Annotated in this window: 20 protein-coding genes; 2 read left to right on the forward strand and 18 right to left on the reverse strand. The window is 39.1% G+C overall.

Annotated elements, in window-relative coordinates; genetic code table 11:
* Positions 1 to 6: 6 nt before the first annotated feature.
* The 12 genes from spoIIAB to V7124_RS05340 form a co-directional block, all read right to left on the reverse strand.
* Complete coding sequence (gene spoIIAB, locus V7124_RS05285; RefSeq protein WP_335409765.1) at positions 7 to 447, reverse strand: anti-sigma F factor; 441 nt, start codon at positions 445 to 447, stop codon at positions 7 to 9.
* Position 448: 1 nt separating this feature from the next.
* Complete coding sequence (spoIIAA, locus tag V7124_RS05290; protein WP_335409764.1) at positions 449 to 799, reverse strand: anti-sigma F factor antagonist; 351 nt, start codon at positions 797 to 799, stop codon at positions 449 to 451.
* Between the two features lie 267 nt (positions 800 to 1,066).
* On the reverse strand, positions 1,067 to 2,236 hold the full coding sequence (locus tag V7124_RS05295; RefSeq protein WP_335486862.1) for a D-alanyl-D-alanine carboxypeptidase family protein: 1,170 nt from the start codon (positions 2,234 to 2,236) through the stop codon (positions 1,067 to 1,069).
* A gap of 311 nt (positions 2,237 to 2,547) precedes the next feature.
* Positions 2,548 to 3,852, reverse strand: coding sequence for a pyrimidine-nucleoside phosphorylase (locus V7124_RS05300; protein ID WP_335409762.1), 1,305 nt, complete (start codon positions 3,850 to 3,852; stop codon positions 2,548 to 2,550).
* 34 nt (positions 3,853 to 3,886) lie between these two features.
* Positions 3,887 to 4,708, reverse strand: coding sequence for a purine-nucleoside phosphorylase (locus V7124_RS05305; protein WP_335409760.1), 822 nt, complete (start codon positions 4,706 to 4,708; stop codon positions 3,887 to 3,889).
* Positions 4,709 to 4,721: 13 nt separating this feature from the next.
* Complete coding sequence (gene deoB, locus V7124_RS05310) at positions 4,722 to 5,906, reverse strand: phosphopentomutase (protein ID WP_335486865.1); 1,185 nt, start codon at positions 5,904 to 5,906, stop codon at positions 4,722 to 4,724.
* 214 nt (positions 5,907 to 6,120) lie between these two features.
* Positions 6,121 to 7,014, reverse strand: a complete 894-nt coding sequence (xerD, locus tag V7124_RS05315; RefSeq protein ID WP_335409755.1) for a site-specific tyrosine recombinase XerD — start codon at positions 7,012 to 7,014, stop codon at positions 6,121 to 6,123.
* Between the two features lie 5 nt (positions 7,015 to 7,019).
* Positions 7,020 to 7,247 carry a YqzK family protein gene (locus tag V7124_RS05320; RefSeq protein ID WP_335409754.1) on the reverse strand — a complete coding sequence of 76 codons (228 nt, stop codon included), beginning with the start codon at positions 7,245 to 7,247 and terminating at the stop codon, positions 7,020 to 7,022.
* 140 nt (positions 7,248 to 7,387) lie between these two features.
* On the reverse strand, positions 7,388 to 7,855 hold the full coding sequence (gene fur / locus V7124_RS05325) for a ferric iron uptake transcriptional regulator (protein ID WP_335409752.1): 468 nt from the start codon (positions 7,853 to 7,855) through the stop codon (positions 7,388 to 7,390).
* Positions 7,856 to 7,950: 95 nt separating this feature from the next.
* Positions 7,951 to 8,595 carry a stage II sporulation protein M gene (gene spoIIM / locus V7124_RS05330; RefSeq protein ID WP_335486868.1) on the reverse strand — a complete coding sequence of 215 codons (645 nt, stop codon included), beginning with the start codon at positions 8,593 to 8,595 and terminating at the stop codon, positions 7,951 to 7,953.
* Positions 8,596 to 8,717: 122 nt separating this feature from the next.
* The gene (locus tag V7124_RS05335; protein ID WP_335486871.1) at positions 8,718 to 9,881 is read right to left on the reverse strand and encodes an endonuclease Q family protein; all 1,164 of its coding nucleotides are present in this window, start codon (positions 9,879 to 9,881) and stop codon (positions 8,718 to 8,720) included.
* A complete protein-coding gene (locus V7124_RS05340) occupies positions 9,878 to 10,432 on the reverse strand; it encodes an NUDIX hydrolase (protein ID WP_335418481.1) in 555 nt (184 codons plus the stop codon). The genes V7124_RS05335 and V7124_RS05340 overlap by 4 nt, the downstream gene beginning before the upstream one ends.
* A 73-nt stretch (positions 10,433 to 10,505) precedes the next feature.
* Between V7124_RS05340 and mciZ the strand changes: the two genes are divergently transcribed.
* The gene (mciZ, locus tag V7124_RS05345; RefSeq protein WP_335418478.1) at positions 10,506 to 10,637 is read left to right on the forward strand and encodes a Z-ring formation inhibitor MciZ; all 132 of its coding nucleotides are present in this window, start codon (positions 10,506 to 10,508) and stop codon (positions 10,635 to 10,637) included.
* 64 nt (positions 10,638 to 10,701) lie between these two features.
* On the forward strand, positions 10,702 to 11,613 hold the full coding sequence (locus V7124_RS05350) for an aldo/keto reductase (protein ID WP_335418474.1): 912 nt from the start codon (positions 10,702 to 10,704) through the stop codon (positions 11,611 to 11,613).
* A 64-nt stretch (positions 11,614 to 11,677) separates the two neighbouring features.
* Here V7124_RS05350 and V7124_RS05355 read toward each other — a convergent pair whose 3' ends face one another.
* Genes V7124_RS05355 through V7124_RS05380 form a run of 6 tightly spaced genes read right to left on the reverse strand, consistent with a single transcriptional unit; the run spans position 11,678 to position 19,289 of the window.
* Entirely contained in the window at positions 11,678 to 12,928 is a 1,251-nt protein-coding gene (locus V7124_RS05355) for an MFS transporter (RefSeq protein ID WP_335418471.1), read from the reverse strand.
* A gap of 18 nt (positions 12,929 to 12,946) precedes the next feature.
* Positions 12,947 to 13,204 (reverse strand): hypothetical protein, encoded by a 258-nt coding sequence (locus V7124_RS05360; protein WP_335486874.1) that lies wholly within the window; start codon positions 13,202 to 13,204, stop codon positions 12,947 to 12,949.
* A complete protein-coding gene (locus tag V7124_RS05365; protein ID WP_335486877.1) occupies positions 13,197 to 14,021 on the reverse strand; it encodes a hypothetical protein in 825 nt (274 codons plus the stop codon). Before V7124_RS05365 ends, V7124_RS05360 begins: the two co-directional genes overlap by 8 nt.
* 16 nt (positions 14,022 to 14,037) lie before the next feature.
* Entirely contained in the window at positions 14,038 to 14,922 is an 885-nt protein-coding gene (locus V7124_RS05370) for an alpha/beta fold hydrolase (RefSeq protein WP_335486880.1), read from the reverse strand.
* An 18-nt stretch (positions 14,923 to 14,940) separates the two neighbouring features.
* Entirely contained in the window at positions 14,941 to 17,133 is a 2,193-nt protein-coding gene (locus V7124_RS05375) for a hydantoinase B/oxoprolinase family protein (RefSeq protein ID WP_335486883.1), read from the reverse strand.
* On the reverse strand, positions 17,130 to 19,289 hold the full coding sequence (locus V7124_RS05380; protein ID WP_335486886.1) for a hydantoinase/oxoprolinase family protein: 2,160 nt from the start codon (positions 19,287 to 19,289) through the stop codon (positions 17,130 to 17,132). Before V7124_RS05380 ends, V7124_RS05375 begins: the two co-directional genes overlap by 4 nt.
* Between the last annotated feature and the right edge of the window lie 11 nt (positions 19,290 to 19,300).

Consider the following 19,300-nt stretch of genomic DNA (forward strand, 5'->3'; position numbering starts at 1 on the left):
GTCTCCTTAATTGCATAGCATTTTGCTTGTGTGTAAATGCTTTTTTAGTCTTACTTCGGTTCCTTTACCTGGCTGTGTGAGAACCTCAACCTCATCCATGAAATTTTCCATGATAGTGAATCCCATCCCAGATCTCTCTAAATCTGGTTTCGTTGTAAATAATGGCTGTCGAGCTTCTTCCACATCTACAATTCCTAATCCAACATCTTTAATCGAAATATCTACCATATTTTCTTCGATTGATACCTGGATATAGACAATTCCATCTGGGTCATTTTCATACCCATGAATAATGGAGTTCGTTACTGCCTCTGAAACAACCGTTTTGATTTCAGTCAGCTCATCCATTGTAGGGTCAAGCTGTGCAATAAAGGCTGCAACCGTGACACGGGCAAATGATTCATTTTGACTTAAAGCACTGAATTGAAGATTCATTTGATTCTTCATATCAGGCCACCCCCAATCTTTGCAATGCAAACTCTTCTGTCGGCTCTAGCTTGATGATTTTAAACATCCCCGACATATCGAATAATCGCTGTATTGCAGGGGAAATCGCACAAACAATCATTTCACCATGCACCTGCTTTATTTGCTTATACCGCCCTATAATGACACCTAATCCCGAACTATCCATAAAAGAAAGCTGTTCTAAATTTAAAACTATATGACGAATATCATTTTTTTCTATTGCATTTGCAGCTTGTTCACGTAGTTCGTCGGCTGTATGATGATCTAATTCACCACTCAAACGCAAGCATAAAACATCATGTTTTATTTCCAATTCAATGTTAAGACTCACTATCCCTAGCCTCCTTCATCTGGTATAGTGAGTCAATTCGTTACCGTTAGAGCAATCTCCTTCTATCAAGACAAAACTAGTTGATATTTGCTAAAAAAAGTTGGAATTCGACACGAAAAGCGGAAGCGCCTTGGGCAGGGAAAAAAGAAGTTCATTTTTTCCTCGGGGCGACAGGCATAGGACGAGCCGGCATGAAGGTTGCATTTTAACCTTCTTGACGGATTGGCTTATGACCCCGAGCCCCTAGGCGCTGCAGCTAGACAAGATCTATTTGCCTGCTTTTGTGAACATTCCAAACGAACGTTTATAAAGGGTCCACCAAGTTGCTTCTTTTACGTTTTTGTTTGCCACTAACTCACTTTCCAGAACAACCTTTCCATCTTTCACAAATTGAATGGTCCCAACCTTATCTCCTTTGTTAATGGGAGCATTGAGATTTTTATCAAGTGTAACTTTTCGGTTGACATCTTGAGTTTTTTCACCTTTTTTTGTGAGTAACGAAAGTGGTTCACTTGTTACAGCCTCAATTTTTTTGTCTTTCCCCTTATTAACGTGTGCTTCATCAATCACTTGATTTCTCTTAAACATAGGGTGTGTTTGATACTGGGCAAACGCATAATTTAGCATTTTTGTCACTTGAGCATTTCTTTCCTTGGAGGTTGGCGCCCCAAAAACTACTGCAATGACACGCATCCCATCCTTTTGAGCAGTCGCTGTTAAACAATATTTTGCTTCAGCTGTAAAGCCTGTTTTTAGGCCATCTACTCCAGGATAAAAACGTACCAGTTTATTTGTATTTACAAGCCAGAATTTCTTATCCGTATTTTCTCGAAGATATGCTTCATAGGTTCCCGTAAACTTTGTGATTTCCTCATATTTTAATAGTTCCTTTGCCATAATCGCCATATCGTGTGCTGAACTAAAATGACCACTTCCAGGAAGACCTGTTGTATTTTTAAAAGTGGTATTCTTTAAACCAAGTTTTTTTACTTTGTTATTCATCATGTCAACAAATGCTTCTTCAGACCCCGCAATTTTTTCTGCCATCGCTACTGAAGCATCATTTCCGGAACCAATGGCAATCCCTTGAAGCATTTGCTTAACGGTCATTTCTTCTCCAGGTTCAAGAAAAATTTGTGAACCGCCCATTGAAGCAGCATGCTCACTTGTACGAACACTTTCATCCCACTTGAGTTTTCCTTGGTCAATTGCTTCCATAATAAGCAGCATGGTCATGATTTTTGTCATACTTGCCGGCGGCAGCTCCTCATTACTATTTTTCTCATAAAGAATTTGACCTGTATCACGCTCAATTAAAATCGCTGATCGTACATTACTAGTTATATCAGTGCTAGGTGTTTCCTCTGCGGAAACGGACGGAATCCATACTCCGGTTACTAACAAGGCTATTACTAGTAAAGAAATATATCGTTTCATTCGCATAACCCTCCATTCTTTATATAGATTCCATTTTTTCCAAATCCAACAACTTTATACAGTATTTTCCTATTAATTAAGACTCTTTTCTAAAGTTTTTATTTTTTATGACAAAAATTAAGATTATGCTGTGTTTTCGCAGAAAACAGTAGAAATTTAATAAGAAAAGAGTTAGCAAACTATATTCAAAGGCACAAAATAAATATTTTCACGTTAAAATCGGCTTTAAGATTTTAACAACGTTTGTTACGAAAACAGCCTAATAAAATAAAAAAGTCCAGGAAACATTCCCGGACTTTAACTTCTAAAAACTATTCTGTTACTTCCCCATGAATTAAGATTGGTGCTTCAACCTTTTCAGGAGAAACAATGATATTTTCATAAAGCTTTTCTTTTACCTCATTTACATCTTCAAAGTTACTGTAAATGGTTACTAAAGATTCACCTTTTTTCACTTGATCGCCGATTTTCTTTCTTAGAACAAGTCCAACTGCCAAGTCAATCACAGATTCTTTCGTTGCTCTGCCTGCTCCTAAAATCATTGCAGCAGTTCCTACCTCATCTGCAATGATTTCAGAAACATAACCATCTTCCTTTGCTTCTAATTCAAATGCAAATTGAGCCTGAGGCATTTTGGAAGGGTCATCCACAACCTGCGCATCTCCGCCTTGAGAACTTAAGAATACCTTTAATTTTTCAAGAGCAGATCCATCTTTAATAGCATTTTCAAGCATTGTCCGCGCTTCTGCTAAAGAACTTGCTTTTTCAGCCAAGTAAACCATATGACTTCCTAAAGTTAAACATAGCTCGGTTAAGTCCTCGGGTCCTTCACCCTTTAAGGTATCAATGGCTTCCTTCACTTCAAGGGCATTCCCGATCGCAAAACCAAGCGGCTGACTCATGTCTGAAATAACAGCCATTGTTCTTCTGCCAACATTATTTCCTATACCTACCATCGCTTTTGCTAATTCGCGTGAGTCGTCAATTGTCTTCATAAAGGCACCAGCACCTGTTTTTACATCTAAGACGATTGCATCAGCACCAGCAGCAATTTTTTTACTCATAATCGAGCTTGCAATTAACGGGATACTATTTACTGTTGCCGTTACATCTCGTAACGAATATAACTTTTTATCAGCAGGTGTTAAATTACCACTTTGCCCGATTACTGCAATCTTGTTTTTGTTAACTAACTCAATAAATTCGTCGTTCTCTATTTCAACATGGAAGCCTTTTACTGCTTCTAATTTATCTATTGTTCCGCCAGTATGACCTAATCCACGCCCAGACATTTTTGCAACAGGAACATCCAAGGCAGCAACAAGCGGTCCAAGGACAAGCGTTGTAGTATCTCCAACTCCACCTGTAGAATGCTTATCTACTTTAATGCCCTCAATTTGTGATAAATCAATTTGGTCACCCGATTCGACCATGGCCATCGTTAGATTAGCCCGTTCGTCTTCCGTCATTCCTTGAAAAAAGACCGCCATCGTAAACGCACTTACTTGATAGTCTGGAATCGAACCGTCTGTATAACCATTAATAACAAATTTAATTTCCTCTGCCGTTAGTTCAAATCCATCCCGTTTTTTTTCAATTAAGTCTACCATTCTCATTGATATCACCACTTTTTTAGATTACCTTCGCAGGTTATTTTCCAATTGTTTTAACAATTTCTTTTATATAGGAAAGGAAATTCGCTTTTACTCTTTCTGTTGTTTCGATTACTTCTTCATGTGATAAAGGCTGGTCGAGTATCCCTGCAGCCATGTTGGTAATACAGGAAATTCCAAGAACTTTTAAACCACTATGCCGAGCAACAATTACTTCTGGTACTGTTGACATCCCCACAGCATCTCCGCCAAGTGTTCTTACCATTCTAATTTCAGCCGGTGTCTCATAAACCGGACCTGAAAATCCAAAATAGATTCCTTCTTTTACATTAATATTTAAACGGGCAGCAATTTCTTTCGCTGTTATCCTTAAATCCTTTGTATAAGCTTCTGACATATCCGGGAATCTCGGGCCAAATTTTGAATCATTCGGACCTATCAAGGGATTTGTACCTGTAAAATTAATATGATCATTAATAATCATTAGGTCTCCTGCTTCGAAGCTTTCATTCACTCCACCTGCAGCATTCGTGACAATTAATATGTCAACACCTAATTCTTTCATAACACGTACTGGGAAGGTTACTTTGTCCATTCCGTACCCTTCATAAAAGTGAAAACGCCCTTGCATCGCTACCACTTCTACTCCCTCTAAAATGCCGAATACAAGTTGGCCCGCATGACCTTCGACCGTTGAAATTGGAAATTCAGGTATCTCGTTATAAGGAATTTTGACAGGGTTCTCAATTTCATCTGCTAGAACACCAAGACCAGAACCTAGAATAAGCCCTATTTTTGGTGTCTTTGCATATTTCTGTTTTAAAAAACCTGAAGCATTTTGAATTTTTTCGATATTCATCGCTCATTCCCCTTTAATTTAATTCATTTAAAAAGCTTTTTCCGAAGTTAGGCATTTTCACATTGAAGTTCTCTGCAACGGTTGCCCCAATATCAGCAAATGTTTCTCTGATTGGCAGTTCTTTTCCTGCTGGCATTTTCTTAGAATAGACAACTAACGGTACATATTCACGTGTGTGGTCAGTGCCTGGTGCTACTGGGTCGTTTCCATGGTCAGCGGTAATAATTAACAAATCGTCGTCTTTCATCTTTGTGAATACTTCTGGTAAGCGGGCATCATAGTCTTCTAGTGCTTTACCATAGCCCTCTGGGTCGCGGCGATGTCCGTATAGAGCGTCAAAATCAACTAAATTTAAAAAACTCATGCCAGTAAAGTCCATATCAAGTGTTTGGACTAGTTTATCCATGCCATCCATATTGGAAATGGTTCTTAACGACTGGGTAACCCCTTCACCATCGTATATGTCTGAAATTTTCCCAATTGCAATAACATCTAAACCAGCGTCTTTCATCTCACTCATTACTGTTCGGCCAAAAGGTTTTAATGCATAGTCATGACGATTGGCTGTTCGTTTAAAGTTACCTGGTTCACCTATGAATGGACGAGCAATAACACGTCCGACCATGTATTTTTCATCAAGGGTCAATTCGCGAGCAATTTTACAAATTTTATATTGCTCTTCTATTGGAATTATTTCTTCATGGGCAGCAATTTGAAGCACTGAATCAGCTGATGTATAAACAATCAACGCTCCCGTTTTCATATGCTCTTCCCCTAGTTCATCGAGTATTTCCGTTCCACTAGCAGGTTTATTGCCAATAATCTTTCTTCCTGTCCGTTCCTGTAATTCAGAGAGGAGTTCATCGGGAAACCCATCAGGGAAAACTTGAAAAGGTGTTTGAATATTCAACCCCATAATTTCCCAGTGACCTGTCATCGTGTCCTTACCGTTTGACGCTTCCATCATTTTTGTATAATATGCCAATGGTTTTTCAGCTTTTTCGATCCCCTTAATTTCACGAATATTGCTCAAACCCAGTTTACCCATATTTGGCATGTTAAGTCCGTTCATTCTATCAGCAATATGTCCAAGGGTATCTGCACCTTTATCACCGAACTTTTCTGCGTCAGGTGATTCTCCAATTCCTACTGAGTCCATAACAACCAAAAATATACGTTTATATGTATGTAATGCCATCCTATTCTTCCTCCTTTTTTCATATCGAAAATCTTTGGTAATTTAAAATATAGAATGCCCTTTTAAATTAGGATTATTAACACGATGATGAATTTAATGTCAGAAGTCTGACCTCTTTCATTTTACTAAATTCTAATAGAAATACAAGAAAAAACTGCCAAAATATTGGGCAGTTTCTCGACATTTTGCAACTCCCCAAAAATCTATTATTCTATCAAGCTCTTGGGTGGAATTTTCTATAGACATCCTTCAACCTTGTCTTTGTTACATGGGTGTATATTTGTGTAGTAGAAATATCAGCATGTCCAAGCATTTCTTGAACTGCCTTTAAGTCAGCCCCATTTTCCAAAAGATGTGTCGCAAATGAATGACGCAATGTGTGCGGCGTTAATTCATTCTCAATACCAGCTTCTTTTGCCAGCTTTTTTAAGATTTTCCAAAAGCCTTGTCGTGATAGTCTCTTTCCTTGATGGTTTAAGAATAAGGCATCGGAAGTATGATTTTTTGCAATAAAATGGATTCTTCCATGTTCTATGTAACGTTTTATTGCCTCTGCTGCTGTTTTTCCAAACGGGATAATGCGCTCTTTATTATTTTTCCCGCTGACATGGACAAAGCCCATTGTTAAATTTATATGCTCTATATCGATTTGAATAAGTTCACTTACCCGAATACCAGTTGCATAAAGAAGCTCTAACATAGCCTTATCCCTTAAACCAAAATGTCCTTGTCCATTGGATAAATCTAAAAGTCTTTCTACTTCCTCTATGCTTAATACTGTAGGTATTGATCTTTCTGACTTAGGTGTTTCGATAAGGACAGTGGGATCGTGTTTGGCTATCTGCTCACGTAATAAAAATTGATGAAAAGCACGAATTGAAGCAACGTGCCTTGCCATTGTTTTCGAAGATTTTCCTTGCTCCTTTAAGAACGACAAGAATTGGACAATATGAACCCGCTGTACCAAACTTATTGATTCAACTGCTTCAACATGTTTTAAATACTGAAGATAGCTTTTCAGATCTCTTTCATATGAAAGCAACGTATTCAATGCCATCCTTTTTTCTACCGTCAAAAATTCCATAAACTTTTTTAGATAATCATCCATAGCGTTTACTCCCCATTTAAGTAAAACAAAATCAACCGATCCAACCAGGCACGACTCTCATCTTTATTTAATGTAGAAACTTTTAATGCAGTGCCTTCTGGTGAATCATAGCGATGATAATTTTGATACTCCTCATTTACCCACATAATACCATAATAAAAGAGTATCGTGCATCCAGTGAATATAATAAAAACCTTTAAGGTTTGCAGTACTACTTTAATAAAAGAGAACATTTACCTTCCCCCAAACAGTTTGCCTAGTTAAAGATATGCCAAATTGTCCAACTTTTATACCTAGAGCGCTTATTTTAGGAGAATAAATTTAAGAGATAAGAGAAAGAAAAAAAGCCCTTTTACTCAAAAAGGACTTTCGATTATTCTTTAGGATTTTCTTCAACTTTTCCTTTATCCTGGCAACGATAACAAATGCCATGAAATGTGAGGCGATGGTCTTTTATTATAAAATTCCATCTACGTTCGACTGTAGCCTCTACATCTTCAAGAAGATCTTCTTGAATTTCATCAACTGCTCCACATTCAATACAAACGAGATGATGATGAAAATGAGCTGCCCCTTCTTGGCGAAGATCATAACGTGAAACTCCATCACCAAAGTTAATTTTATCAACAATTTTCAATTCAGTTAGTAATTCAAGTGTACGATATACCGTTGCTAATCCGATTTCAGGCGATTTTTCCTTTACGAGGAGGTATACATCTTCTGCACTTAAATGATCCTCTTCATGCTCTAACAATACTCGAACGGTTGCTTCTCGTTGAGGCGTTAGCTTATAGCTTGATGAATGCAACTGTTTTTTAATTCTCTCAATTCTAGTTTCCATCCCGAAGTCCCTCCCTCGCCGCTGCTATTCTCATTATAACAGATGAGAAAGAGGTGTNNAAACAAGAAACTAAATTTATTATTAAGTAATAATTATTATAAATCAAGCGATACCATCATCGTTTTCATAAGCCAAGGAGAAACATATGCCTCAACTCCTGAAGCAGCAGAAATTAGAACTACAGCTATAATGAAGGTCAAAATATAGTTTTTAAAAAATGGAAGAATAGGTTGCCCAGACTTTTTAAAGAATTGTTTTTTTATCATTCTCAATGAGAATATAACGGACAATGTAGCCATCATAATGAAAACGGGAATGATAATCAAATTTTGTGGCAAAATGGACACAAATGCAAGCAAAAATCCTTTTATGCCCAATTGACTTACTAGGAAACCCACAGTGAAACCAACCACCAACCCTTTAATAAATAAGACAATGAGAATCACTGGAAGTCCAATGATTGATATCCCTAATATCCAAATCAACCCAATAAACTTGCTGTTATGAAGAAAGCTTTGCGCAAATAAATCATTATTTTCTGCTACCTTACCATTTTGAATTTGACCAAAGAATTGTGATAGATAATAAAATAAATCTTCTTTCTGGGTAATACTCATGCTATTTACGACAATAGCACCAAAAATGACACCCATTAAAAATAAAATAACAATAAATAAAAAAATTGAGGAATGCTCACGGAAATAACTGGCGGCATCGGACTGGTACAATCGTTTCTTCATCTGCGGTTCCTCCTATTATTCTCGGTTTAAGTTATTACATTCTATGCGGTTCTAGTATTTCTATGACGATAAATTAATAGAATTGAACATATTAAAAACCCGACATTAATGTCGGGTTTCAGCTATTCTGAAATTTTACCGTATTTTCCACCGCCGCCAGCTGATAAAGTAACTTTTCCTTCTCTGGCTTTCATAATCATGTCTGCAATTTTAGGTGGAACTACTTCGTGTAATGCCTCACCTGGAACTTCATGCAATATCGCCATTTCAGATCCAAAATGATTAACGAGCTTATCAAGCACTTTTGGTCCTAATCCTGGGATAAACTCAAGTGGGACTTGATGGACATAAGGTGGGCGATCTTCTGGGCTTTTCTCAACTGTCTTCAATTCAAGGATACGGTCGGCTACACCTTTAATAATCTTTTTGTTACCACACTGACTACAAATTTGGTCATCCTCGTCAGCAGGATGCAAACAGGCAGCACAGACTGTTTTATGATATTTCCCCAGAAGTGGGTCAAGTCCATAGTTTACGGCAATCTGCCTGCCATCTTCCTTTTTTAATGCCTTTCCCAATTCTTTAAATGAAGGTTCCTTCATTAATATAACCTGATATTCACGGGCAATCTTCGCCAATGAGTGGGCATCCGAATTTGTCACAAAGGTATAATCGTGTAATTCTTTTATTTGATCTGCCATGCTTGTATCAGAACTCAACCCAAGTTCTATCCCATCTATTAAGGCAGGATCGAATACCTCTGTTAAAGATTTATTGACACCCTTGCCGTAAAGGCTTTTAAATGGTGTAAAAACATGAGCAGGAATAAATAATCCGCCAAGTTCTTTCACTTTTCTTTGCAATTCTAAACCTGATACATATATCCGCTGCGAACTCAATTGAACATTTTTTAGATGACCAGATAGCCAATTAGAGAACTCTCTCATGATGGCGATAGTAGGAAAAAACACAAGCACATGGATTGGACCATTGCATTGTTCATCATAGATTTCTAACTCGGAACCTGGAATGACTGTTAAATTACCAAATGCCAAGCCGCCATCCGGATGTTCAACCATGTCTCCACTCGAAACGAGGCTTTCCATTTCAAGGATTACTTCAGGTGAATGACTATCAATTATTCCAATCATATTCAGCCCTTTTTCATGCCGAGCATGCTCTATAATATTGGTAAATGTTAATGATTTGGCACCAGTTATTTTTACTGGCTTTCCCGTCCATGTTCTACCGATATGGATATGTAAATCTACATAGAAGCGTTTCATTTTTTCGCCAACACCTCTTGGAGTTGCAAGTATTGAACAGCATAAGCAGTTTTGGCATCATAGATTTTTTGTTCCTTAATATATCGGACTGCTTCATCAAGTGTTAATTCTTCAAGGTTTACAAACTCATCCTCATCCAGTGCAGCTGCATTTTCTTTCTTTGTTAATCCTTTCGCAACAAACAGATGAACAATTTCGTCAGCAAAACCAGGTGATGTATAAAACGATACGAGAAGCTCCAGACTTTCACATTCATATCCTGTCTCTTCTTCTAATTCCCTGCGCGCGCAAAGAGCAGGCTCTTCGCCTTTTTCAAGTTTACCTGCTGGTATTTCAACGATAGTCCGTTCCAGAGCTTTGCGAAATTGCTCTACCATTACAATTTTATCATCATTAGTAATCGCCAAAATAGCGACTGCACCTGGGTGTTTGATGATCTCCCTTTTAGACTGTTTTCCATTTGGAAGTTCAACATCTTGGAGGTGAAGACTAATTACCTTTCCGGAAAAGATTTCTTCACTATGTATTGTTTTTTCAGTAAGATTACTCATCTATGTCCACTCCTGTTCTAATTCGGTATGTGCACCTCATACATTTTACCATACATGATTTGGAGGGGTATGGATGAAGGTATACGTGCATGAAAAAGGGATTACGCTTGTTGGTAAAGGCTGGGAGATTATCCAAAAACTTAAAGAATACAATAAAGATTATTCCACCGTTTCTGAATGGGTAGAAAAAGTCGCACCAAAATAGTCTTTCCATTTGTAGTCTTTCCCGGACTCTCGTAAAATTATAGGAAAGGACGGGGGAATTTATTTTGAAAAAAAGAAAACTAGGAAATTCAGAATTATGGGTGACAGAGTTAGGTTTAGGCTGTATGTCGATTGGCACAGAGGAGAAAGCGGCAAGAGCGATTATTGAGACCGCATTGGATGAGGGAATCAATTATTTTGATACAGCAGATTTATATGATTTTGGTAAAAATGAAAAAGTCGTCGGGGCTGCCTTGAAGGAAGTTCGTGAACAAGTTATTCTTGCCACAAAAGTTGGTAACCGTTGGAAGCACGATCAGACTGGGTGGTCTTGGGATCCGTCCAAATCGCATATAATGGAAGCAGTCAAACAAAGTTTGAAACGACTTGGGACGGATTATATTGATCTTTACCAGCTCCATGGCGGGACAATAGAGGATCGTATTGATGAAACAATCGAAGCATTTGAAGAATTAAAGTCAGCAGGCTATATTCGCTATTATGGAATTTCATCGATTCGGCCTAATGTTATTCGTGAATATGTAAAGAAGTCTGATATTGTTTCTGTGATGATGCAATACAGTATTTTAGACCGACGTCCAGAAGAAGAATCCTTGCCACTTTTGAATGAACATGGAATCAGCGTCGTTACCCGCGGTCCTCTCGCAAAAGGGCTGCTAAGTGATAAAATGCTAGATAAGGTGTCTCAAAAAGGGTATCAGGACTATAGTCAAGAAGAGTTGCTTGAAGTGTTACCTGCACTGAAAGACAAGCTGGCATCTGACCGCTCGTTTACAGAAGTTGCGCTTCAATATAATTTGGCACACCCAACAGTGTCTTCAGTTGTGACCGGAGCCAGCAGTCCAGAACAAATAAGAAGTAATGCTCGAGCGATTAAAAGCCAACCACTAACACAGGAAGAACTAGATTTGATAAAAAAAATATCAAAAGCAAATGCTTATCAAGAACATCGTTAAATAGGCAGAAAACTTCTAATTAAAAAATTAGGGCTGTTCTATAGCGAACAGCCCTAATTACTTTTCAGTTATTATGACCCAACATTTCTACATTAGGTGTTACTTGAACTTTAACTGGTGCAGTTTCTCTCAGGAATAAAGTAAACAAGCAAGCAACGAAGGCACCACAAGAACTAATTAATAGTGGTGCTGCTAAACCCCAGGCATCTGCTGCCATACCTGTAAATAATGGGCTTAATACGCCTCCAATAATTTCCGTAGAAGCTAAAATTAATCCCATCGTAGCCGCTGCATATTTTACCGGTACAGATTCAGAGGGAATAATGGTTGTTAACATCGCTAATGCTCCAATGCCTGAAACTAAGATAAAAAGCAACACACTCATTAATACAAGATTATTAACGTAAATAATAACGAATGGGGCAAACACAGTTAAAATCATAAATCCAAAAGTAGCTGGTTTACGTCCAATTCGGTCTGAAATGGCTGGAACTATGAACCCCCAAACTGCGATCCCCAAACCAAATGCGGCCATTATAAAACTCATTGTACTTGCAGACAATCCCTTTACATTCACTAGATATAGAGGCGTAAAGATTGAGAACGGTAACAGGAATACCCATAAGCTGGAGGCAATGATAAGACATAACCAAACATTTCGGTTCTTCAAAACAGCTTTTATGCTCACTTTCTCAGCCCTGGCAACGGATGAACTTGATACTTCCTGACTTGCTTGAGGGTTTTTTACAGTCTTCCAAATAAAGAATCCGATTACAAGGCCAGGTATGATGGTTAAATAAAAAGCTGTTTTCCAATCAAACGCATTTGCTAAAGCTACGATTACAATTGGTGCCAATAAACCACCGAATACACCATAAGATGTCCCTGTCGTGAATCCCAAATTAAATCCCAGGCGCTTCTTGTTAGATTCTTGAGCCAAAATTGATGAAGTGATAGGGATAATGGGTCCTTCAGCAAACCCCATTAGTAAGCGAAGGATTAATAAGGAACCAAACGTTGCAGTTAAACCATGTGCAAATGATAGTAAGGAGAATAAAAGTACACAGATTAATAGAACGGCCGTTTTACTTTTTACCTTGTCAGATAAATAGCTTACGAGCGGGCTTGAAATTGCCCAGCTGATTGCTAAAGCAGACGCTAGCATTCCAATTTGGGTGTTTGTTAAACTAAAGTCCTCCTGTATATATGGAATAAGGAAATTAATAGCTAGCCGATCAAAGAATACAAATCCAATGGTAAAGAAAAAGATAGCGACTAACTTATTTTCATAACTCCAAAACTTTTGTTTTTGCATACTAACACCCTCTCTTAATTAAAGACCTTTTTGATACAATTCTTTAATATCCTTTTTCAAAATAATAGAAAGATGCATCATTAGAAGTGGATGTACGCCGGCTTCAAATAGTTTTGTAGCCTGGCAAAACATCACCGCTTCTCTTTCCTCCTGGGTTAACCCGTTGTTGTCAAACAAAAACATATCACCTTCTAAAAATCTTGCTGTCTTTTCTTCATCCTGTGACAGTTGGGAGAGAAATTTATTAATCCGGTAAGCGTTCATATCATCATTCACCGCCCATAAAATCCATGATTCCAATACCAGTTGCCCATGCTGTGACTGGTTCATAGCAAAGAAGTTCGCGTTTTTCATTTGGACATGCACCTGCAACTGCAACCCAAGAACGAATTTCTAATGCTCCGTTTCCAGCTTCATTTTCAATCTCTTCATTACTCCATTTTTGAATTTCTTGTTCCTGATTTTGCAATAATTGATTGATTATGCGATGGTCAAACTCTTCTGCAATTTCTCCCATCCGCGGTACAGCTACCCAATGCGACAGCCCTCCGGTAGCAATAAGAGCAACTCGTTTATTTTCATCCCATTCCTTTATCGCTTTCGCAATCATCTCTCCAAAACGATACATTCTTTTTAAAGGTGAGATTGGCGGAGTGGCTGCATTGATAAAGATCGGTACGATGGGAATATCCATTTGTGGTGTTAGATAATGAAGCGGCGCCATAAATCCATGATCCAATTTCATTTCATAGGAAGAGGATAGGTCAAATTCGTTTTCTAAACCATAGGTCAATAAGTGTTTCGCTAAAGGCTGATCCATAGGTACATCATATTGTGGAACCCCTGCATCTCCCCAACCTTTACCTGTTTCACCAATGCCTATACAAATCGATGGCATGTTATCAAAAAAGAAGGTTTTTAAGTGATCAGCTGATAAAACCACTATCGTGTCTACTTGTTTCTCTTTAAGACGGTTCCCTAATTCTGCAAATGCCCCAAAAACATTGTCAGCTTGTTCTTTCGGCGCTTTATCCTTTGCTCTTACCATGAGGGCAGTATGTGATACTGCCCCTGCCGCTACAATTTTAGCCATATATATTCCTCCTATATTATTGAAGAACGCTAGATTTTAAGCTTTGAATGTATTGGTGAATGATAGTGTCGAATTCTTCAGGCTGTTCCCATTGCGGCCAATGTCCACAATCCTCCATTAAGTCAAATTTTGCCCCCTTCACCAATTTACTGGCGCGTTCACCCGTTTGCCATGGCGTACTTGGATTATGCCGCGTCCATACGATATATGTTGGGACAGTAAATTCTTGAAGGTGTTCTGGCTTAATGTACCATTTCGTTGCCCGGTCTGGATCCATCATTGCCTGAATTTTCGGCTGAATACGCTGCCAATCTGGATTTGCGTATAAGCGATAGCGAATTTCTACGAGTTCATCTGTAATGGATTTTTCAGGTTCATAGAATAACCATTTTAAACGTTCTTTGACAGATTCTCGTGTTACTTCTGTTGCAGAAGACCGTTTACTTAACTTACGTAGATTTTTTAGTGCATCTGATCTCGTAACATCAAAATCGTCTACTAATAATCCAGCCCCTGTTACAGAGATGAATGAATGTACCAGTTCTGGATGATGGTAAGCTAACCAGAAACTAACCCAGCCACCCAAAGATTCACCAACAAAGTGAGCCTTATCAACTCCCATAGCAATCATTAAATCCTTCATGTGTTTAACATAATCTGGAATTTCATAATCGCAATCTGGTTTGTCTGTTAAGCCATGACCTAATAAATCTAACGCCACGACATGATAATGTTTCGCCAAAGTGGTTACATTTTTAACAAAGGCTTCGGCATGCCCTCCGATGCCATGAAGGAAAAATACTGTTTCACCTTGACCTGCTTCAAGGCAGCGAGTTCGGATACCACCTGCATCATAATAACTAATCTGACCTCCAAGAAAATCTATCCAAGACGTGTTCATTCCGATTCCACTTCCTTTTTAGTAATCTATTAGTTTAATATCGTGTAATGGGGCTGTTCCCTTTCGTTTTACTTCTGTAAAATGGGCCAAACCGCAGCTTGGGCATGCATATTCGTGCATTTCTAATTCTTCATGCAGTTTTACTCTTGTTCCAATATCCTCAGCTGCTATCGCTTTTACCCCAAGATATTCTTTAATATTTTCGTTTGCTGGAGCAAGTAGTTGTTTACATCCACATTGGACATAAACTGTATTTGATACTTGAACTCGCTCGAGTGTGTCACCTATTGGACCTAAAACGATCCTATTATCATTTTGTAAAGAGCTTGGTAAGAACTTAGCCACCTCATAAGTCTTTCGTTCACGACGTTTTTCTTCGCGTGCCTTTTGTGTTGCTTCTTGATTAATTTGTCCTTTCGAAATGACAACTTTGAACAGATTTTCAGCTGTTTCTTTTTGATAAACGCCATTATTGACATCATTTAAAACACGTTCTGGTTCACGGTCAATGGAGTCACCCCATCCTCCGCCTCCTTGCCAAGACCACTCAAATACATCACCAGGCTGGAAGAAAATCGGGCCTGGTTTGGCAGACAAAGATTCTTTTTTTGCATTTAATTGAGACGGATCTGCTACCCATTCTTGTGCAGCAAATTTATTTTGAATATTTGTTTCACGATACATCGAACGAACAATACATGAACCTGGTTTTCCACCCCATAATCCAAAGGCATTCGGTACTTCTAATCCGTGAGCCATTGGAATACCCATTAATGATGGTGTATCATGGACGACAAATGCGGAGCCTAGCGACATTCCTCCGCGATTACGGCCAGCTCCCGCTGTATCTTCCATATATCTTCTGTATAGGTAAAGAACAGGAGTGCCACTTTCCATTGTTTCAACATTCGGAATTTTTTGAGCAGGAATATGATGACATCCTCCAGCATCGATTCCATCACGGTGATCATATGCTCCGGCACCAGAAGCCATTTGCTCTGTGAATGTATTACCAAAAGGTTCTTTATATTGATTTAATCCGGCAACATTTAATAAATCAGCACCGCCAAAGTAAGATGAATGTGCTTCTGATAAATATTGGTCAGAGCTAGCCAACATTTTGGAAATGGCTTCTACAACCAATGATTCGACAAGCCACATCACACTTAATGTGGCATGACCAACTGCCGCCGGCCATTTTGCATTACAAATAATTCCCTCTGGCGCTATAATTTCAACTGGATCAAGAACGCCGTCATTCCATGGGATGTCATAAGCGAGCAGCGGCAGGAGACCTGAAAAAATCCCTCCTACTAATGCGCTTTCGGTACAGTTTGCGAAACCTGGAGTTTGTTCTGAAGATTCGCTAAAATCAAAAGTCAATTTATCACTTTTTTTGGTCAGTGAAAGTGCGATATGGTACAGTCGATTACTTTGTCCGTCATGGTCGAGATAGTTTCGTGCCCGATACACTCCATCCGGCAGTTGTCTTAACCGTAATGCAATTTTATCCTTTGTTAATTGAATAATATCTTCAAATACTGTATTAATGGTTGGTAAACTGTATCGGTCAACAAGTTGTAATACTTGTTTAAGTGCCACCTTATTAGCCGATGTCATCGCCCGAAAATCTAATGTGAAGTTTTTAGGCAATCGTGACATACCTGAGATCATGTTCCATACATCTTTTCGGAGTTTACCGCGTTCAATAATCTTAACTGGTGGAATAATCATAGATTCCTGATATACCTCGGTGGCAGATGATGCCAAACTGCCAAAAACCATTCCCCCAACATCCAGCTGATGCAAGCATGCTCCTGCCCAGCCAATACGTTCGCCTTCATAGAAAATCGGGGCTAGAACACCCATATCCGGGGCATGAAGAGCGCCTTTGTAAGGGCTGTTTACAACAAACATATCCCCTTCTTCAATTCCTGGGTCAAGAGAGCAATCTGCAATAATATGCTCCAGCATTTTTACAAGTGATCCCGTGTGTGCAATAACCGTTTTTCCCATTGTTACTAGATTACCGTTTGCAGAAAAAATTCCAACATTAAAATCTGCCGCTTCCACTACGATTGGCGATCCTGAAACAGCCTGTAAATTTATTGACATCTCTTCCGAAATCGCCATTAAGCGATTTCGCAGCACTTCAAAGGTCACTGGATCAACTGAAACTCTTTCTACACCCTTTTCTACAATTTGTTTCAATGGACCATTTCCCCTTCGCTTTGGATTTGCTTGTCGTTTAGTAGAACTGCTTCCGGCAAAATGACCGTATTTAAATATTCATCAATCGTTGCCTTTTGTTTTGGACCAATTACAATTGTAGTGCCTGGATGTTCAATAATAGCTGGTCCTGTAATTTCCATTCCTGCCTCTAAATCTTCTTCGTTATAAATGTAAGTTGTCATGAAATCATCCACTTCATGGAAATAAACATATCTTTCACTACGTGGAGCAGCCTTTCCATCAGAATTGCTCAATTTTTTAGAAATCGCCGCTTTTGGAACTGGGGCCTTTCCGTGCACGCGGAATCCTGTAATTTCAATTCCTGCCTCACGATAACCAGTACCATTCCCATAGCGTTCTTCATATTTTTGTTCAAAACGAGCAACGAGATCGTTAATGTGTATTGCTGTCAATTCGCCACCTTCAATTTCAACGGAAACCTGATTGAATTGTCCGCGAAAACGTAGATCGACTAAACGACTAAAGCGTACATTTTCTTTTGTTACAAAGTCATTTAACAATGTTTTTTCACATTTCTCTTCTAATTGTTCAAACACTCCATTAAATTCCGATACTGAAAGGTGATCTGATGCCACTTGGAACATGGCTGGTGTTTGCATCCGCTTAGAAAGATAATAAGAACGATGAATATCCGACGTTCCTATTCCATAAGCTGAATGAACGGTCGCTGTGTAAGGAACTAAGATTGCCTTTACACCACTTTCAGCCCCAAAGCTGTAACTATGTGCTGGACCTGCCCCACCGTATGCAAAGAGTACGAAGTCTCGGGGATCGTGGCCTTGACTAATCGTGGCTTGTCTTAATAAGTCAGCCATTCGATTGTCTGAAATAGTGCGAATACCTGCAGCGGCTTCAACTACAGTCATTCCGAGCGGCTCTGCAATTTTCGTTCGAATCGCTTCTTCTGCTTTTTCTTTATTCAGCTTCATTTTTCCACCTAGGAAGTGGTCTGGATCAATAATTCCTAACACAACATCCGCATCTGTAATGGTTGGCTCGGTTCCGCCTTGGTCATAACAAACTGGGCCTGGAACAGCTCCGGCACTTTTCGGTCCTACAAACAAGTGGCCGTTTTCCACATAGGCAATACTTCCTCCACCAGCACCGATGGCTGTTACTTTTACCATTGGCTGCACAATATGATAACTTTCAACCTCTGAGTTATTGCTCACGATAGGCTTTCCATCAATGATCAAGCCCACATCAAAACTAGTTCCACCCATATCAGATGTAATCACGTTCGGGTAACCGAGCTTCCCGGCTAAATGTACAGATGCTAACACCCCACCCGCTGGACCTGAGGTTAATAAGGATACTGCAGCTTCGCGTGCCTCATCTGCCGGAATTACACCCCCGTTCGAATTCATTATCGTAAAAATACCATTAAAACCCTTCGCTTTTAACTTATCTTCTAAATTCGTAACGTATGAATCAATACTTGGTCCTAAATAAGCATTTATTGCAGTTGTTGCTGTGCGTTCATATTCTCCTAATACAGGTGCCGTTTCTGAGGAAATTGAAAGGAAAATACCTGGTGCCTCTTCTTTCACTATTTTTTTGATTAGTTGTTCGTGAACTGGATTGGCAAACGACCAAAGCAAACTCACTGCAATTGCTTCTACTCCTTGCTCTAGCAGCCTTCGAACTACTTGTCTTGCTTTCAGCTCATCAAGGGATACAATAACGGCTCCCTTATAATCAATTCTTTCCGGTACCTCTGCAATTAACTGTTTAGGAATGATCGGGTCAGGCAGTTTCCTAATACTATAATGGGTAAGTTGGTCCCCGAGTCCTGCCCACTGTCCCATAGTCCGTTGGATTAACATGGTATCCCCGAAGCCTTCTGTAGTAATTAGGCCTGTCCGAACTCCTTTTCGTTCTATAAATGCATTTGTAGCAGCTGTCGAGCCATGGCCAAAATAACTTACTTTTTCTATAAATGCTGTTTCAGTCAATCCCAAATCTTGGGCAGCTAAACCGATAGCTTTCATGATCCCTATACTTCTGTCATGAGGTGTTGTGTGTGTCTTATACATCCTTAAATGACCATTGTCATCCATTACAATCGTGTCTGTAAAAGTCCCCCCAGTGTCGGTTCCGACAAAATACTTCACATCTTTTCCTC

Source organism: Neobacillus niacini (assembly GCF_036961885.1).
Lineage (GTDB): Bacteria > Bacillota > Bacilli > Bacillales > Cytobacillaceae > Neobacillus > Neobacillus niacini_H.

Coding starts and splice junctions, on each gene's coding strand:
- V7124_RS05335 (WP_335486871.1), bottom strand. CDS start 9,881: ATGAAACGCTTCTATGTAGATTTACATATCCATATCGGTAGAACATGG.
- V7124_RS05320 (WP_335409754.1), bottom strand. CDS start 7,247: ATGTTCTCTTTTATTAAAGTAGTACTGCAAACCTTAAAGGTTTTTATT.
- V7124_RS05340 (WP_335418481.1), bottom strand. CDS start 10,432: ATGAGTAATCTTACTGAAAAAACAATACATAGTGAAGAAATCTTTTCC.
- xerD (WP_335409755.1), bottom strand. CDS start 7,014: ATGGATGATTATCTAAAAAAGTTTATGGAATTTTTGACGGTAGAAAAA.
- V7124_RS05295 (WP_335486862.1), bottom strand. CDS start 2,236: ATGAAACGATATATTTCTTTACTAGTAATAGCCTTGTTAGTAACCGGA.
- V7124_RS05300 (WP_335409762.1), bottom strand. CDS start 3,852: ATGAGAATGGTAGACTTAATTGAAAAAAAACGGGATGGATTTGAACTA.
- fur (WP_335409752.1), bottom strand. CDS start 7,855: ATGGAAACTAGAATTGAGAGAATTAAAAAACAGTTGCATTCATCAAGC.
- spoIIM (WP_335486868.1), bottom strand. CDS start 8,595: ATGAAGAAACGATTGTACCAGTCCGATGCCGCCAGTTATTTCCGTGAG.
- V7124_RS05370 (WP_335486880.1), bottom strand. CDS start 14,922: ATGAACACGTCTTGGATAGATTTTCTTGGAGGTCAGATTAGTTATTAT.
- deoB (WP_335486865.1), bottom strand. CDS start 5,906: ATGGCATTACATACATATAAACGTATATTTTTGGTTGTTATGGACTCA.
- spoIIAB (WP_335409765.1), bottom strand. CDS start 447: ATGAAGAATCAAATGAATCTTCAATTCAGTGCTTTAAGTCAAAATGAA.
- V7124_RS05305 (WP_335409760.1), bottom strand. CDS start 4,708: ATGAATATCGAAAAAATTCAAAATGCTTCAGGTTTTTTAAAACAGAAA.
- mciZ (WP_335418478.1), top strand. CDS start 10,506: ATGAAGGTATACGTGCATGAAAAAGGGATTACGCTTGTTGGTAAAGGC.
- V7124_RS05355 (WP_335418471.1), bottom strand. CDS start 12,928: ATGCAAAAACAAAAGTTTTGGAGTTATGAAAATAAGTTAGTCGCTATC.
- V7124_RS05365 (WP_335486877.1), bottom strand. CDS start 14,021: ATGGCTAAAATTGTAGCGGCAGGGGCAGTATCACATACTGCCCTCATG.